We start from the raw sequence: 15,326 nt of genomic DNA on the forward strand, positions 1-15,326 counted from the left end.
GCGGGTCGCTGAATCGGACAATTGGTGCATCTGTGATGATGTGCTGGTGAATTCCGGGGCAGGATCCTCTGCGGGCCGCGCGGCGGCGCCGGCGTCGGCATCGGCGGGACTCGTTCTGCTGACCCTCGCGTCCGGCCAGTTCCTGATGGCGCTCGACAGCTCGGTCATGAACGTCTCGATCGCGACGGTGGCCGACGACGTGGGCACCACCGTGACGGGCATCCAGGGCGCCATCACGGCCTACACCCTGGTGATGGCCATGTTCATGATCCCCGGCGGCAAGGCCGGGGGTCTGATCGGCCGCAAGCGCGCCCTCATGATCGGCTGCTGTATCTACGGAGCCGGTTCGCTGACCACCGCGCTCGCCCCGAACCTGACCGTGCTGCTGCTCGGCTGGTCGCTCCTCGAAGGCCTCGGCGCGGCGCTCATCCTGCCCTCCATCGTGGCGCTCGTGGCGAGCAACTTCACCACCGAGCGCCGCCCGGCCGCCTATGGGCTCGTCGCGGCGGCCGGGGCCATCGCGATCGGGATCGGTCCGCTCGTCGGCGGGATTGCGACGACGTACTTCTCCTGGCGCTGGGTGTTCGCCGGCGAGGTCGTGATCGTGCTCGCCATCCTCGTCCTCTGCCGCCGCATCGCCGACGCCGAACTCGGCCCCCGCCCGCGCATCGACCTCCTCGGAGCCCTGCTCTCCGCCCTCGGGCTCGGGCTCTTCGTCTACGGCGTGCTCCGCACGGACGAATGGGGCTGGTTCCGGCCCAAGGCCGAGGCGCCCGCCTGGCTCGGGATCTCGCTGGTCTGCTGGCTGATGCTGGCCGGCCTGCTGCTCGTCTGGCTGTTCCTCCGCTGGGAGGCCCGGCTCGTGGCACGGGGCCGGGAGCCGCTCCTGGACCCGGCCATGCTGGGGAACCGGCAGCTGACCGGCGGGCTGACGATGTTCTTCTTCCAGTACCTCGTCATGATGGGCGTGTTCTTCGTCGTACCGCTGTACCTGTCCGTCGCCCTCGGACTCTCCGCGATCGAGACCGGCGTGCGCATCACGCCCCTCTCCCTCACCCTGCTCGCGGCGGCGGTGCTGATCCCGCGCTTCCTCCCGGACATCTCACCGCGGCGGGTGGTGCGGCTCGGGCTGCTGGCGCTGCTCATCGGTGCGGTGGCCCTGATGGCTGCGCTCGACCTGGGCGCCGGCCCGGAGATCGTCACCGTCCCGCTGCTGTTCATCGGGCTGGGCATGGGCGCCCTCGCCTCCCAGCTCGGGTCGGTCACCGTGTCCGCGGTCCCGGACGAGCAGAGCACCGAGGTCGGCGGCGTACAGAACGCCATCACCAACCTCGGCGCCTCGGTCGGTACGGCGCTCGCCGGTTCGATCATGATCGCCGCGCTGACCTCCTCCTTCCTGACCGCCGTCGAGCGGAACCCGGCGGTCCCCGCCGAGGTGAAGAGCCAGGCCACGGTGCAGCTGCAGAGCGGGGTGCCGTTCCTCTCGGACGCCGAACTCACGGAGGCCCTGGAAGCCGCCGGTACCAGCGAGGAGGTCACCCGGGCCGCCCTCGATGCGAACGCCGAAGCGCGGCTCGACGGGCTGCGCGCCGCGCTCGCGATCCTCGCGCTCGCCACGGTGGTCGCGCTGTTCTTCCTCCAGCGCATCCCGGCCACCCAGCCCCACTCGACCCGCTCGACCCGCTCCACAACATAGGGGCGGACGTGCCGGAAGGGGCGGCGCGCGAAGTCGCGGGCCACCCCTTCCCAATCCGTCAGGTCTGTGTGGTTCGTCAGAGCATGCCGAGCTTGATGAGAGAGAGCAGGGCGATCAGCTGGATCGCCGAGGCGCCCAGCGCCTTCGGCCAGGGCAGGTCGTGCGACTTCGCGATCAGCGTGGTGAAGAGGAAGCCGGCCGCCAGCCAGGTCAGCCAGCCCAGGGCCTGGACCAGGGTGTGGTCACCGCCCAGGAACATGGCGAAGAGCAGGCGCGGCGCGTCCGTCAGCGACATGATCAGCATGGACAGGCCCACCGTGGGCTGCCAGGTTCCGTCGCCGCCCAGCTGGCGGGCCAGCGTGTGGGTGACGGCTCCCAGGATCAGCCCGCAGATCACGAAGGCCACACCGGTCGACAGGACGATCGGGACGGCGCTGCTGAGGGTCGCGTTGATCGCGTCCTCGCGGGCCTTGTCGAAGCCGAAAACGGCGAGCATGCCGTAGAGGAAGGTGACGATCAGAGCCGGAGCCCAGACGGCGTGGTCCCGCATCCGCAGGAAGGTGTGCCCGGGCTGCGTCACGATGCCCCGGAGCAGGTCCTTCCAGCCCAGCCTGGGCCCGGCCGGCGGGGCCGCCGGCCCGCCCGCCTGGTAGACCGCGCCCTGGTTGTACGGGTCCTCGCCGACGGAGAAGGCCTGGGTGTGGCCGGGGTTGTTCGCGTACGCCGCCCCCGGCGCGGGACCCGGCCCGGGCTGGTAGCCGTACGCCGGGCCGCCGCCGGGGCCGCCCGGGCCCGGGTGGGCGTGCGGGTCGAAGTACTCCGGCTCGCCGTGGCCACCGGCATGCTGCTGCCACGTCTGCTGCGGGGGCGGGGCAGCCTGCGGGTACGGCTGTCCGCCGTACGGCGCCTGCGGGTGCTGCTGACCGTACGGCTGCTGCCGCGGGGGTTGTTGAGGGCCGCGGTTGTTGTCCCGGCCGCGTCCGATCCTGAATCCAGCCACGTGATCGAACGTACCCGGTCCGGCGGGCAGCGGGTGACACCCGGCGGGAACCGGCCCCCTTTGCGGCTGACCTGTGACATCCCTTAGGGGAACCCTCGGGGGTTTCCTCCCGTGTGTTCTGTCCCGGTATCAGGCTATTGGGCAGTCCATGTGGCTGTTTGCGGCCACGGCCGGGTCCACGAAAGCGGCCGGCCCCCTCTCGCCGAGGGGGCCGGCCGCTTTCGTGTGCAGAGCGCCGTACGGGACTACTTCGCGGGCTCCGGCTCCTCCGCCGGGACCTCCGGAGCGTCCGCCACCGGAGTCTTCACCGACTCCAGCAGCAGCTGCGCCACGTCCACGACCTGGACCGACTCCTTCGCCTCCCCGTCGTTCTTCTTGCCGTTGACCGAGTCGGTCAGCATGACCAGGCAGAACGGGCAGGCGGTGGACACGATGTCCGGGTTCAGGGAGAGGGCTTCGTCCACGCGCTCGTTGTTGATGCGCTTGCCGATCCGCTCCTCCATCCACATCCGCGCGCCACCGGCGCCACAGCAGAAGCCGCGCTCCTTGTGGCGGTGCATCTCCTGCTGGCGCAGGCCCGGGACGGCGTTCATGATCTCGCGCGGCGGCGTGTAGACCTTGTTGTGCCGGCCCAGGTAGCACGGGTCGTGGTAGGTGATGAGCCCGTCCACCGGGGTCACCGGGATCAGCTTGCCCTCGTCGATGAGGTGCTGGAGCAGCTGGGTGTGGTGGATGACCTCGTACTCGCCGCCCAGCTGCGGGTACTCGTTCGCGATGGTGTTGAAGCAGTGCGGGCAGGTCGAGACGATCTTCTTGGCCGACTTCGGCTTCTTCGTCGACTCGTCCTCGTCGTCCTCACCGAACGCCAGGTTCAGCATCGCGACGTTCTCCTGGCCCAGCTGCTGGAACAGCGGCTCGTTGCCCAGGCGGCGCGGCGAGTCACCGGTGCACTTCTCCTCGCCGCCCATGATCGCGAACTTGACGCCCGCCATGTGCAGCAGCTCCGCGAAGGCCTTGGTGGTCTTCTTGGCGCGGTCCTCCAGGGCGCCGGCGCAGCCGACCCAGTAGAGGTAGTCGACCTCGGTGAGGTCCTCGACGTCCTTGCCGACGATCGGGACCTCGAAGTCGACCTCCTTGGTCCACTCCACCCGCTGCTTCTTGGCCAGGCCCCAGGGGTTGCCCTTCTTCTCCAGGTTCTTGAGCATCGTGCCCGCCTCGGATGGGAACGCGGACTCGATCATCACCTGGTAGCGGCGCATGTCGACGATGTGGTCGATGTGCTCGATGTCGACCGGGCACTGCTCCACGCACGCACCGCAGGTGGTGCACGACCACAGCACGTCCGGGTCGATGACGCCGTTCTCCTCGACCGTCCCGATCAGCGGGCGCTCGGCCTCCGCCAGGGCGGCGGCCGGGACGTCCTTGAGCTGCTCCTCGGAGGCCTTCTCCTCGCCCTCCATGGTCTTGCCGCCGCCGGCCAGCAGGTACGGGGCCTTGGCGTGCGCGTGGTCGCGCAGCGACATGATCAGGAGCTTCGGGGAGAGCGGCTTGCCGGTGTTCCAGGCGGGGCACTGCGACTGGCAGCGACCGCACTCGGTGCAGGTGGAGAAGTCGAGGATGCCCTTCCAGGAGAACTGCTCGACCTGGGAGACGCCGAAGACGTCGTCCTCGCCCGGGTCCTCGAAGTCGATCTCCTTGCCGCCGCTGGTCATCGGCTGGAGCGCGCCCAGCGCGGTGGAGCCGTCGGCGTTCCGCTTGAACCAGATGTTCGGGAAGCCGAGGAAGCGGTGCCAGGCCACACCCATGTTCGTGTTCAGCGAGACCACGATCATCCAGGTGAAGGACGTGGCGATCTTCAGTGCCGCGAAGAAGTAGGTGAGGTTCTGGATCGTGCTCAGGTCCAGGCCGTCGAGCAGCGCGATCAGCGGGTAGGAGGCGAAGAAGCCCGGTTCCCAGCTCGTCACGTGGTGCTGGACGCCTTCGAGGGCGCGCAGCGTCATGATGCAGATGCCGACGGTCAGGATGACGGCCTCGACGAAGTACGCCTGGCCGGTCTTGGAGCCCGTGAAGCGGGACTTGCGGCCCGCCGCGCCCGGCCGGCTCAGCTGCCGGATCACGATCAGGGTCAGGATGCCGAGGACCGTCATCAGGCCGAGGAACTCGGTGAACACCTCGTACGGCAGGAAGTCGCCGATGATCGGGATCAGCCAGTCGGCCTGGAAGAGCTGGCCGAAGGCGTTGACGATCGTGAGGAGCAGTGAGAAGAAGCCGATCGCCACGAACCAGTGCGCCACGCCGATGACGCCCCAGCGGTTCATGCGGGTGTGGCCGAAGAATTCCTTGGCCAGCGTGATGGTGCGCTGCTTGGGGTCGCCGGTGCGCGTGCCGGCGGGCACGGGCTGGCCGAGCTTCACGAAGTGGTAGATCTGCGCGATGGCACGGCCGAACAGCGCGACGGCTACCACCGTGATGACCAGCGACACGATGATCGCGGCGAGTTGCATGAGGGGCTCCTCGGGCGGGCCTGCGAGGGGGAGCGCCGGTACAGTCCAGTATGGCGCTACTAAGCGGTAACTTATTCAGTCAAGCTGAGGTTACCCAGTTCTAGGGCCGCACTGTAGTTGTGTGCCCGGTGATCTGTGTCGCTCAGGTGACCCTTCGCGGGCCCACGGCGGCGCGCGGGGTCCGCGCGAGGATGCGCAGGTCCATGCCGAGCCAGTGGTTCTCGACGTAGTGGCGGTCGAGGAGTTCCATCTCCTCCCAGGGCATGTCGGACCGGTCGCCGACCTGCCAGAGCCCGGTGATTCCGGGGCGTACGAACAGCCGGTCGGCGGAACTGAGGCGTCCGGTGACGCCGGGCGGCTGCGGGCGCGGCCCGACGAGGGACATCTCCCCCCGCACCACATTGACCAGCTGTGGCAGGCGGTCCAGCGCGTGGCGGCCCAGCAGTCCGTCCGGAGCTGTACGGAACCTCCAGGTCCGGAACGGCCGGCCGCCGAGCCCCGCGGCCGGCTCGCGCAGGAAGACCCGGCCGCCGCGGGCGGCGTACAGGGCGGCGCAGGTCGCGAGCAGGGGGAGGGCGAGCACCCCCAGCAGCGCCAGGGCGCCGAACAGGTCGAAGACCCGCTTGGCCGGGGGCGGGGTGAGCGGGAGCCGCATACCGGCAGCCTGCCGCCCGCCCGGTCCGGGCCGGGGTCCGGCGCGCGGTACCGTCCCCCGCTCGGCCCCCCTCAGCCCCGGCGGCATCGCCCCTTGCGCGTAAGGGGAGCCTAAAGGTTGAGCCCCCAAGGCTCAGGTCTGTTGACGGCCGGGCGCCGATGAGGCATGGTTGAGTCTGTTCCACTCAAGTCAGCTGGAGGAAATCAAAATGGCTCGTGCGGTCGGCATCGACCTGGGCACCACTAACTCCGTCGTCAGCGTTCTCGAAGGCGGCGAGCCCACCGTCATCACCAACGCCGAGGGCGCCAGGACCACGCCGTCCGTCGTCGCCTTCGCCAAGAACGGCGAGGTCCTCGTCGGCGAGGTCGCCAAGCGCCAGGCGGTCACCAACGTGGACCGCACCATCCGGTCGGTCAAGCGCCACATGGGCACCGACTGGAAGATCGAGATCGACGGCAAGAGCTTCAACCCGCAGCAGATGAGCGCCTTCATCCTGCAGAAGCTCAAGCGCGACGCCGAGGCGTACCTGGGCGAGAAGGTCACCGATGCGGTCATCACCGTCCCGGCGTACTTCAACGACTCCGAGCGCCAGGCCACCAAGGAGGCCGGCGAGATCGCGGGCCTGAACGTCCTGCGCATCGTCAACGAGCCGACCGCCGCCGCGCTGGCCTACGGCCTCGACAAGGACGACCAGACCATCCTCGTCTTCGACCTCGGTGGCGGCACCTTCGACGTGTCCCTCCTGGAGATCGGCGACGGCGTCGTCGAGGTGAAGGCCACCAACGGTGACAACCACCTCGGTGGTGACGACTGGGACCAGCGCGTCGTCGACTACCTGGTCAAGCAGTTCCTGAACGGCCACGGCGTCGACCTGGCCAAGGACAAGATGGCCCTCCAGCGTCTGCGCGAGGCCGCCGAGAAGGCGAAGATCGAGCTGTCCTCCTCCACGGAGACCACGATCAACCTGCCCTACATCACGGCCTCCGCCGAGGGCCCGCTGCACCTGGACGAGAAGCTCACCCGCGCCCAGTTCCAGCAGCTGACCGCGGACCTCCTGGACCGCTGCAAGACCCCGTTCCACAACGTCATCAAGGACGCCGGCATCGCGCTGTCCGAGATCGACCACGTGGTCCTGGTCGGCGGTTCCACCCGCATGCCCGCCGTCGCCGAGCTCGTCAAGGAGCTGACCGGCGGCAAGGAGGCCAACAAGGGTGTGAACCCGGACGAGGTCGTCGCCATCGGCGCCACCCTCCAGGCCGGTGTCCTCAAGGGTGAGGTCAAGGACGTCCTGCTCCTCGACGTGACCCCGCTGTCCCTCGGCATCGAGACCAAGGGCGGCATCATGACCAAGCTCATCGAGCGCAACACGACCATCCCGACCAAGCGGTCGGAGATCTTCACCACGGCCGAGGACAACCAGCCGTCCGTGCAGATCCAGGTCTACCAGGGCGAGCGCGAGATCGCGGCGTACAACAAGAAGCTCGGCATGTTCGAGCTGACCGGCCTGCCGCCGGCCCCGCGCGGGGTCCCGCAGATCGAGGTCTCCTTCGACATCGACGCCAACGGCATCATGCACGTGACCGCGAAGGACCTCGGCACGGGCAAGGAGCAGAAGATGACCGTCACCGGCGGTTCTTCGCTCGCCAAGGACGAGGTCGACCGGATGCGCCAGGAGGCCGAGCAGTACGCGGAGGAGGACACCCGCCGCCGCGAGGCCGCCGAGACCCGCAACCAGGCCGAGCAGCTCGTGTACCAGACGGAGAAGTTCGTCAAGGACAACGAGGACAAGGTCCCGGCCGAGGTCAAGACCGAGGTCGAGAGCGCCGTCGCCGAGCTGAAGGAGAAGCTCAAGGGCGAGGACACCTCCGAGATCCGCACCGCCACCGAGAAGGTCGCGGCCGTCTCGCAGAAGCTGGGCCAGGCGATCTACGCCGACGCGCAGGCCGCCCAGGGTGCCGCGGGCGCCGAGGCCGGCGAGGCCAAGGCCGGTGCCGACGACGACGTCGTCGACGCCGAGATCGTCGACGAGGACAAGCCGAAGGGCGGCGCTGTCTGATGTCGGAGGAGACCCCGGGCTTCGAGGAGAAGCCCGAAGTCCCCGCCGAGGGCACGCCCGAGGAGCCGAAGGCCGCCGACTCCGCCGACACGGCGGACGAGGCGGCCCCGGCCGGGGACAGCGCAGCGGCCACCGGCCGTGAAACGGCTCTGCTGGCGCAGCTGGACCAGGCCCGTACCGCGCTCGGTGAGCGCACCGCGGACCTCCAGCGGCTCCAGGCCGAGTACCAGAACTACCGCCGCCGGGTCGACCGGGACCGGGTCACGGTCAAGGAGATCGCTGTCGCGAGCCTCCTGACCGAGCTCCTCCCGACGCTGGACGACATCGGCCGCGCCCGGGAACACGGCGAGCTGGTCGGCGGGTTCAAGTCGGTGGCCGAATCGCTGGAGACGGTCGCCGCCAAGATGGGGCTCCAGCAGTTCGGCAAGGAGGGCGAGCCCTTCGACCCGACGATCCACGAGGCCCTGATGCACTCGTACGCGCCGGACGTCACCGAGACGACCTGCGTGGCGATCCTGCAGCCGGGGTACCGGATCGGCGAGCGCACGATCCGCCCCGCGCGGGTCGCGGTGGCCGAGCCCCAGCCCGGGGCCGCGGCCCCCAAGTCGGAGGACTCCGAGGAGTCCGCCGACCAGAAGGACAGTGATCAGTAACAGCGGCAGGGCCGGCAGTACCTGGGAGGAGGGACGTCGATGAGCACGAAGGACTTCGTGGAGAAGGACTACTACAAGGTTCTCGGCGTCCCCAAGGACGCCACCGAGGCCGAGATCAAGAAGGCGTACCGGAAGCTCGCCCGCGAGTTCCACCCGGACGCCAACAAGGGCGACGCCTCGGCGGAGGAGCGCTTCAAGGAGATCTCCGAGGCGAACGACATCCTCGGCGACCCCAAGAAGCGCAAGGAGTACGACGAGGCGCGCGCCCTCTTCGGCAACGGCGGCTTCCGCCCCGGGCCGGGCGCCGGCGGCGGCACGTTCAACTTCGACCTGGGTGACCTCTTCGGAGGCGCCCAGGGCGGGGCGGGCGGCGGTTTCGGCGGCGGCGGCATCGGCGACATGTTCGGCGGGCTGTTCAACCGGGGCGGCGCCGGCACGGGGACCCGTACCCAGCCGCGCCGCGGCCAGGACATCGAGTCCGAGGTGACGCTCAGCTTCACCGAGGCGGTGGAAGGGGCCACGGTCCCGCTGCGGATGTCCTCCCAGGCCCCCTGCAAGGCCTGCTCCGGCACCGGAGACAAGAACGGCACGCCCCGGGTGTGCCCGACCTGTGTCGGTACCGGGCAGGTCTCCCGGGGCAGCGGTGGCGGCTTCTCGCTGACCGACCCGTGCGCCGACTGCAAGGGCCGCGGCCTGATCGCCGAGAACCCCTGCGAGATCTGCAAGGGCAGCGGCCGGGCCCGGTCCTCCCGCACCATGCAGGTGCGGATCCCGGCGGGCGTCACCGACGCCCAGCGGATCCGGCTGCGCGGCAAGGGCGGCCCGGGCGAGCGCGGCGGCCCGGCCGGTGACCTGTACGTGGTGGTCCATGTGGACAGCCACCCCGTGTTCGGCCGCCGGGACGACAACCTGACGGTGACCGTCCCGGTGACCTTCGCCGAGGCCGCGCTGGGCGGCGAGATCCGGGTGCCCACTCTGGGCGGGCCGCCGGTGACGCTGAAGCTGCCCCCGGGCACGCCCAACGGCCGTACCATGCGCGCACGCGGCAAGGGGGCGGTCCGCAAGGACGGCACCCGCGGCGACCTGCTGGTGACGGTGGAGGTGGCGGTGCCCGTCAGCCTGCCGGACAAGGCCCGCGAGGCGCTGGAGACGTACCGGGAGGCCACGGTGGACGAGGATCCCCGGGGCGCCCTGTTCGAGGCAGCGAAGGGAGCATGAGATGGACGGCCGACGACGCCAGTCGAAGTTCGGCAGCGGTGCGTACCAACTGACGGATGAGACCCCGGTCTACGTTATCTCGGTCGCCGCTCAGCTCTCCGGTCTGCACCCGCAGACCCTCCGCCAGTACGACCGGCTCGGCCTGGTGTCCCCGGACCGGACGGCCGGCCGCGGCCGGCGCTACTCGGCCCGTGACATCGAACTGCTCCGCACGGTGCAGGCGCTGTCCCAGGACGAGGGCATCAACCTGGCCGGCATCAAGCGCATCATCGAACTGGAGAACCAGGTCGCCGCACTCCAGCAGCGGGTCGCCGAGCTGTCGGCGGCCGTGGACGGTGCGGCCGTGGCCATGCAGCAGCGCGAGGCGCAGGTCCATGCCTCGTACCGGCGCGACCTGGTCCCGTACACGGACGTGCAGCAGACCAGTGCGCTGGTCGTGTGGCGGCCCAAGCGGCCACAGGACTGACGCCGCAGCACAGCTGAGTGAAGGCTCCTGCCCGGTTCACGGGCAGGAGCCTTCTCACTTCTCCGGGCCGTTGAGGATGCCCGACCGGGCGATGAGGAAGCCGAGCTGGGCCCGGCTGCCGCTGCCGAGGGTGGTGGCCAGCTTGGCGATGTGCGCCCGGCAGGTCCGTACGTTCATGCCGAGGCGGCGCGCGATGGCCTCGTCCACATGCCCCTCGACCAGGAGTTGGGCGATGGAGCGCTGCACCCCGGTGATGCCCTCGGGAGTGGGCCCGTAACTGACCTCCTCGCGCAGCGGCACGGCCCGGTGCCAGAGCTGCTCGAACACCTTGATGAGGTAGCGGACCAGGGCGGGGTGCCGCAGTTCCAGGGCGACCTGCTGGTCGTCCCGGGCCGGGATGAAGGCCACCGACTCGTCGCAGATGATGAGGCGCTCGACCAGCTCCTCCAGGGTGCGGAACTCGACCTTCCCGCCCGCGACCCGGTCGATGTAGGCCATGGTGCCCCGGCTGTGCCGGACGGTGTGCTGGTAGAGGGTGCGCATGCTGACACCCCGCCGGATCAGCGGCTGATCGCGTTCGATCGCCTGGTTCAGAATGTGCTCCGCGCGGCCCCCACCGGGCTGGATGGTCAGCATTTCGGTGTGGCACTCGGCGGTCGCGACGTTCAGAGCGGCGTTGATCCGGTTGAATCCCTCCAACACGGTGATCGCGTGGGTGGGCGCGGGACTGAGCGCGCTGATGGCCATGAATGGCTCAAATGCTTCGGTGAGCTCGATGGATGCCCGCCGGCTCTGCAGGATCTCCCGTTCGAGCGGGTGGAGCCGCTGTGCCAGGGCCACCGAAGGGGGAACCGGGCGCAGCCAGTTGGCGTCATCCGGGTCGGGATGAAGCAGCGCGAATTCCAGCAGGCAGGGCGTCTGCTCGACTTCTGCGCGGGCGAGCCGGCCCGAGCTCAGCGCGCTGGCGTAGAGCTCCGCACCCAGGTCGCAGAGTTCGGTGACTGGGTGGGGATGTGTCTGGTTAGCACTCTTTACCACCTAATCTCCCACCCCCAGGGTCCTGCATCTACAGGAACATGATGCATCGCCACAGTGGCATCGACGTGGCTCGATAAGTCATCGTCTGTCATGCGGGGGAGAGGAATCCATCCAGTGAGGACGAAGTCGACCATGTACAAGAAATTGCTTCGCTCGGTGGTTGCCGTTGCTCTCTCCACGGTTGTGGCCTATGGGGTGGCGGGGGGCGACCTCGGAACCACCGACAGCGGCTGGGGCAGTGGTCCCACCGACAGTGGCTGGGGCAGTGCCCCGCTGGACGGCTGGGACAGCGGCTGGGGCAGCGCTCCGCTGAACGGGGAGGTCGACGCATGACCCCCGACGACCGCGACTTCCGGCGGGAAATGGCCTCCGCATACCGCTCCGGGTGGCAGTTCATCGATCTTGTCACGGCGATCCCCCACGCCGGCGACTCCTTGATGGTCACCCTCTTCGGCCAGCCCATTGTCATCGTGCGCGAGGAGGACGAAGACGTCCGCGCCTACCGCTGCCTGCGCCGCCCCCGAGGCGCCCCGCAACCCGTTCGTTGCGAGGTCCGGTACGGCATGGTCTTCGTCAATCTGGATCAGCGTGACCACCAGCTCTTCGAGCCCGATATCACCACCGCCACCCCCCGCAGTGCCTGAAGCGATTCCCCCGTCGTCGAAGATCGCTCAGGTGCTTCCCCCACACAACGGCGCCATCGTGGACCTGAACACGATGGCGCCGTTGTGATGTCCGCGTCCAGTACCGGAACCGGACAAGCCGGATCTCAGGCCCGGCCCATGGCCCGGTCCAGCGTGATCTCGATGACCACCCGGTCGGGGTTGGGCGACGGGGTCCGCCCATAGCGCTCCGCGTAGCGCGCCACCGCCTCGGCCACCGAGGCCTCGTCCGTGCGGACCGTCGCGTGCCCCTCCAGCGTGGCCCAGCGACGCCCCTCCATCTGGCAGACCGCGACCCGGGCCGGCCGGCCCGGCTCCGCCGCCAGCACATTGCGGACCTTCTTGCTGTTCTTGTTGCTGATCACCCGTGCCAGTCCGGCCGCGGGGTCGTAGGTCACGCCCACCGGGACCACGTGCGGGGTGCCGTTCGGCCGCGGGGTGGTCAGGGTGCACACGTGCCGCTCCCGCCAGAAGGCGAGGTACTCCGGCGTCGGGTTGAGTACGTCGTGGGACATGCGCCGAGCGTACGTCCCACTGGCTTGAGTGGAATAGACTCAACTTTGTGCACGTTGACCTTGTCAGTATCTGTACGCAGACGCATACCGAGACGGAGAGGAGAAGCCGCACGTGGACGCCGAGCTGACCAACAGGAGCCGCGCCGCACTGAACGCCGCCACCAGCAGGGCCGTCAAGGACGGCCACCCGGACCTGACCCCGGCGCACCTGCTGCTGGCCCTGCTCGCCGGCCAGGACAACGAGAACCTCGTCGACCTGCTGGCCGCCGTCGACGCCGACCAGGCTGCCGTCCGCTCCGGCGCGGAGCGGATCCTCGCCGGCCTGCCCAGCGTCACCGGATCCACCGTCGCGCCCCCGCAGCCCAGCCGCGACCTGCTCGCCGTCCTCGCCGAGGCCGACGCCCAGGCGGGCCGCCTCGGCGACGAATACCTCTCCACCGAACACCTCCTCATCGCCGTCGCCGCCAAGGGCGGCGCCGCCGGTGAGGTCATGGACCAGCAGGGCGCGAGCGCGAAGAAGCTGCTCGCGGCCTTCGAGAACGTACGAGGAGGACGGCGGGTGACCACCCCCGACCCCGAGGGCCAGTACAAGGCCCTGGAGAAGTTCGGCACCGACTTCACGGCCGCCGCCCGCGAGGGGAAGCTCGACCCGGTCATCGGCCGCGACCACGAGATCCGGCGCGTCGTCCAGGTCCTCTCGCGCCGTACGAAGAACAACCCGGTGCTCATCGGCGAGCCCGGCGTCGGCAAGACCGCCGTGGTCGAGGGCCTGGCCCAGCGCATCGTCAAGGGCGACGTCCCGGAATCCCTGAAGAACAAGCGGCTGGTCTCCCTGGACCTCGGCGCGATGGTGGCCGGCGCCAAGTACCGGGGCGAGTTCGAGGAGCGCCTCAAGAGCGTCCTCGCCGAGATCAAGTCCAGCGACGGCCAGATCATCACCTTCATCGACGAGCTGCACACGGTCGTGGGCGCGGGCGCCGGCGGCGACTCCGCCATGGACGCCGGCAACATGCTCAAGCCCATGCTGGCCCGCGGTGAACTCCGGATGGTCGGCGCGACCACCCTCGACGAGTACCGGGAGCGGATCGAGAAGGACCCCGCCCTGGAGCGGCGCTTCCAGCAGGTGCTGGTCGCCGAGCCGACGGTGGAGGACACCATCGCGATCCTCCGCGGTCTCAAGGGCCGCTACGAGGCCCACCACAAGGTCGTCATCAACGACAGCGCGCTGGTCGCCGCCGCCACCCTCTCCGACCGCTACATCACCTCCCGCTTCCTCCCCGACAAGGCGATCGACCTGGTCGACGAGGCCGCCTCCCGGCTGCGTATGGAGATCGACTCCTCCCCGGTGGAGATCGACGAGCTGCAGCGCGCCGTGGACCGGCTCCGGATGGAGGAGCTGGCGCTCAAGAACGAGTCCGACCCGGCCTCGAAGGAACGCCTGGAGAAGCTGCGCAAGGACCTCGCCGACAAGGAGGAGGAGCTGCGCGGCCTGACCGCCCGCTGGGAGAAGGAGAAGCAGGGGCTCAACCGGCTCGGCGAGCTCAAGGAGCGGCTGGACGAGCTGCGCGGCCAGGCCGAGCGCGCCCAGCGCGACGGCGATTTCGACACCGCCTCCAAGCTTCTGTACGGGGAGATCCCCGCGCTGGAGCGCGAGCTGGCCGAGGCCACCGAGGCCGAGGAGGAGGCCGCCAGGGACACCACGGCCAAGGACACCATGGTCAAGGAGGAGGTCGGCCCGGACGACATCGCCGAGGTCGTCGGCTCCTGGACCGGCATCCCGGCCGGCCGGCTGCTGGAGGGCGAGACCCAGAAGCTGCTGCGCATGGAGCAGGAGCTGGGCCGCCGGCTGATCGGCCAGTCGGAGGCGGTACGCGCCGTATCGGACGCGGTCCGCCGCACCCGCGCGGGCATCGCCGACCCGGACCGTCCGACCGGCTCCTTCCTGTTCCTCGGCCCGACCGGGGTCGGCAAGACCGAGCTGGCCAAGGCGCTGGCCGACTTCCTCTTCGACGACGAGCGGGCCATGGTCCGGATCGACATGTCGGAGTACGGGGAGAAGCACAGCGTGGCCCGGCTGGTCGGCGCCCCGCCCGGCTACGTGGGCTACGAGGAGGGCGGCCAGCTCACCGAGGCGGTCCGCCGGCGCCCGTACAGCGTGGTGCTGCTGGACGAGGTCGAGAAGGCCCATCCCGAGGTCTTCGACGTCCTGCTGCAGGTGCTGGACGACGGCCGGCTCACCGACGGCCAGGGCCGGACGGTGGACTTCCGCAACGCCATCCTGATCCTGACCTCGAACCTGGGATCCCAGTTCCTGGTGGATCCGGTGACCCCCGCGGAACAGAAGAAGCAGCAGGTTCTGGACGTGGTCCGGGCGAGCTTCAAGCCGGAGTTCCTCAACCGCCTGGACGACATCGTGGTCTTCTCCGCGCTGGACCGGGACGAGCTGGGCCGGATCGCCGAGCTCCAGATCGGCCGGCTGGCGAAGCGGCTGGCGGAGCGCCGGCTCACCCTGGACGTCACCCCGGAGGCCCTGGGCTGGCTGGCGGACAAGGGCAACGACCCGGCGTACGGTGCCCGCCCGCTGCGGCGGCTGATCCAGACGGCCGTGGGCGACCGGCTGGCCCGGGAGATCCTGGCCGGCGAGGTCAAGGACGGTGACACCGTCCGGGTGGACGTCGCCGGGGACGACCTGCTGGTCGGCCGGGCGCTGTGACACCGGGCACCGTGCCGCCCGGTGCCGCCCGGTGCCGGGCGGTGCCGGGCGGTGCAGCCGAGGCACTGCTTTCCGCCGGGAGCGGATAGCGGTGCCGGGGCTTGCCACGGGGTAGGCGCGATGGGGGAGGATGACAGCATCCGCACGAAG

General features: G+C 69.8%; 13 protein-coding genes. 8 read left to right on the forward strand and 5 right to left on the reverse strand.

Annotated elements, in window-relative coordinates:
• Positions 1–46 precede the first annotated feature (46 nt).
• Positions 47–1,696, forward strand: a complete 1,650-nt coding sequence (locus DEJ50_RS17345) for an MFS transporter (protein WP_223837790.1) — start codon at positions 47–49, stop codon at positions 1,694–1,696.
• 76 nt (positions 1,697–1,772) lie between these two features.
• Here DEJ50_RS17345 and DEJ50_RS17350 read toward each other — a convergent pair whose 3' ends face one another.
• The 3 genes from DEJ50_RS17350 to DEJ50_RS17360 form a co-directional block, all read right to left on the reverse strand.
• A complete protein-coding gene (locus tag DEJ50_RS17350) occupies positions 1,773–2,696 on the reverse strand; it encodes a Yip1 family protein (protein WP_150208890.1) in 924 nt (307 codons plus the stop codon).
• A 245-nt stretch (positions 2,697–2,941) separates the two neighbouring features.
• A complete protein-coding gene (locus DEJ50_RS17355) occupies positions 2,942–5,200 on the reverse strand; it encodes a (Fe-S)-binding protein (RefSeq protein ID WP_150208891.1) in 2,259 nt (752 codons plus the stop codon).
• Between the two features lie 142 nt (positions 5,201–5,342).
• Positions 5,343–5,855, reverse strand: a complete 513-nt coding sequence (locus DEJ50_RS17360; protein ID WP_150208892.1) for a sugar transferase — start codon at positions 5,853–5,855, stop codon at positions 5,343–5,345.
• A 208-nt stretch (positions 5,856–6,063) separates the two neighbouring features.
• On the opposite strand from DEJ50_RS17360, the gene dnaK reads away from it, so the two are divergent.
• Genes dnaK through DEJ50_RS17380 form a run of 4 tightly spaced genes read left to right on the forward strand, consistent with a single transcriptional unit; the run spans position 6,064 to position 10,248 of the window.
• Positions 6,064–7,911 (forward strand): molecular chaperone DnaK, encoded by a 1,848-nt coding sequence (dnaK, locus tag DEJ50_RS17365; RefSeq protein ID WP_150208893.1) that lies wholly within the window; start codon positions 6,064–6,066, stop codon positions 7,909–7,911.
• The gene (gene grpE / locus DEJ50_RS17370; RefSeq protein WP_150208894.1) at positions 7,911–8,564 is read left to right on the forward strand and encodes a nucleotide exchange factor GrpE; all 654 of its coding nucleotides are present in this window, start codon (positions 7,911–7,913) and stop codon (positions 8,562–8,564) included. The genes dnaK and grpE overlap by 1 nt, the downstream gene beginning before the upstream one ends.
• 39 nt (positions 8,565–8,603) lie before the next feature.
• The gene (gene dnaJ, locus DEJ50_RS17375) at positions 8,604–9,782 is read left to right on the forward strand and encodes a molecular chaperone DnaJ (protein ID WP_150208895.1); all 1,179 of its coding nucleotides are present in this window, start codon (positions 8,604–8,606) and stop codon (positions 9,780–9,782) included.
• Between the two features lies 1 nt (position 9,783).
• Positions 9,784–10,248: a heat shock protein transcriptional repressor HspR gene (locus tag DEJ50_RS17380; RefSeq protein ID WP_150208896.1), complete on the forward strand. Its 465-nt coding sequence runs from the start codon at positions 9,784–9,786 to the stop codon at positions 10,246–10,248.
• 54 nt (positions 10,249–10,302) lie between these two features.
• Here DEJ50_RS17380 and DEJ50_RS17385 read toward each other — a convergent pair whose 3' ends face one another.
• Entirely contained in the window at positions 10,303–11,286 is a 984-nt protein-coding gene (locus tag DEJ50_RS17385) for a helix-turn-helix transcriptional regulator (protein WP_150208897.1), read from the reverse strand.
• 156 nt (positions 11,287–11,442) lie between these two features.
• Here DEJ50_RS17385 and DEJ50_RS33970 point away from each other — a divergent pair, with 156 nt between their 5' ends.
• Entirely contained in the window at positions 11,443–11,619 is a 177-nt protein-coding gene (locus DEJ50_RS33970; protein ID WP_190344550.1) for a hypothetical protein, read from the forward strand.
• The gene (locus DEJ50_RS17390) at positions 11,616–11,930 is read left to right on the forward strand and encodes a (2Fe-2S)-binding protein (protein ID WP_150208898.1); all 315 of its coding nucleotides are present in this window, start codon (positions 11,616–11,618) and stop codon (positions 11,928–11,930) included. Before DEJ50_RS33970 ends, DEJ50_RS17390 begins: the two co-directional genes overlap by 4 nt.
• Before the next feature lie 125 nt (positions 11,931–12,055).
• On the opposite strand, the gene DEJ50_RS17395 is transcribed toward DEJ50_RS17390, so the two are convergent.
• Positions 12,056–12,463 carry a pyridoxamine 5'-phosphate oxidase family protein gene (locus DEJ50_RS17395; RefSeq protein ID WP_150208899.1) on the reverse strand — a complete coding sequence of 136 codons (408 nt, stop codon included), beginning with the start codon at positions 12,461–12,463 and terminating at the stop codon, positions 12,056–12,058.
• A 112-nt stretch (positions 12,464–12,575) separates the two neighbouring features.
• Here DEJ50_RS17395 and clpB point away from each other — a divergent pair, with 112 nt between their 5' ends.
• Positions 12,576–15,176, forward strand: a complete 2,601-nt coding sequence (gene clpB, locus DEJ50_RS17400; RefSeq protein WP_150208900.1) for an ATP-dependent chaperone ClpB — start codon at positions 12,576–12,578, stop codon at positions 15,174–15,176.
• The last annotated feature ends 150 nt before the right edge of the window (positions 15,177–15,326 follow it).

Origin of the sequence: Streptomyces venezuelae (assembly GCF_008642295.1) — a bacterium.
GTDB lineage: Bacteria > Actinomycetota > Actinomycetes > Streptomycetales > Streptomycetaceae > Streptomyces > Streptomyces venezuelae_C.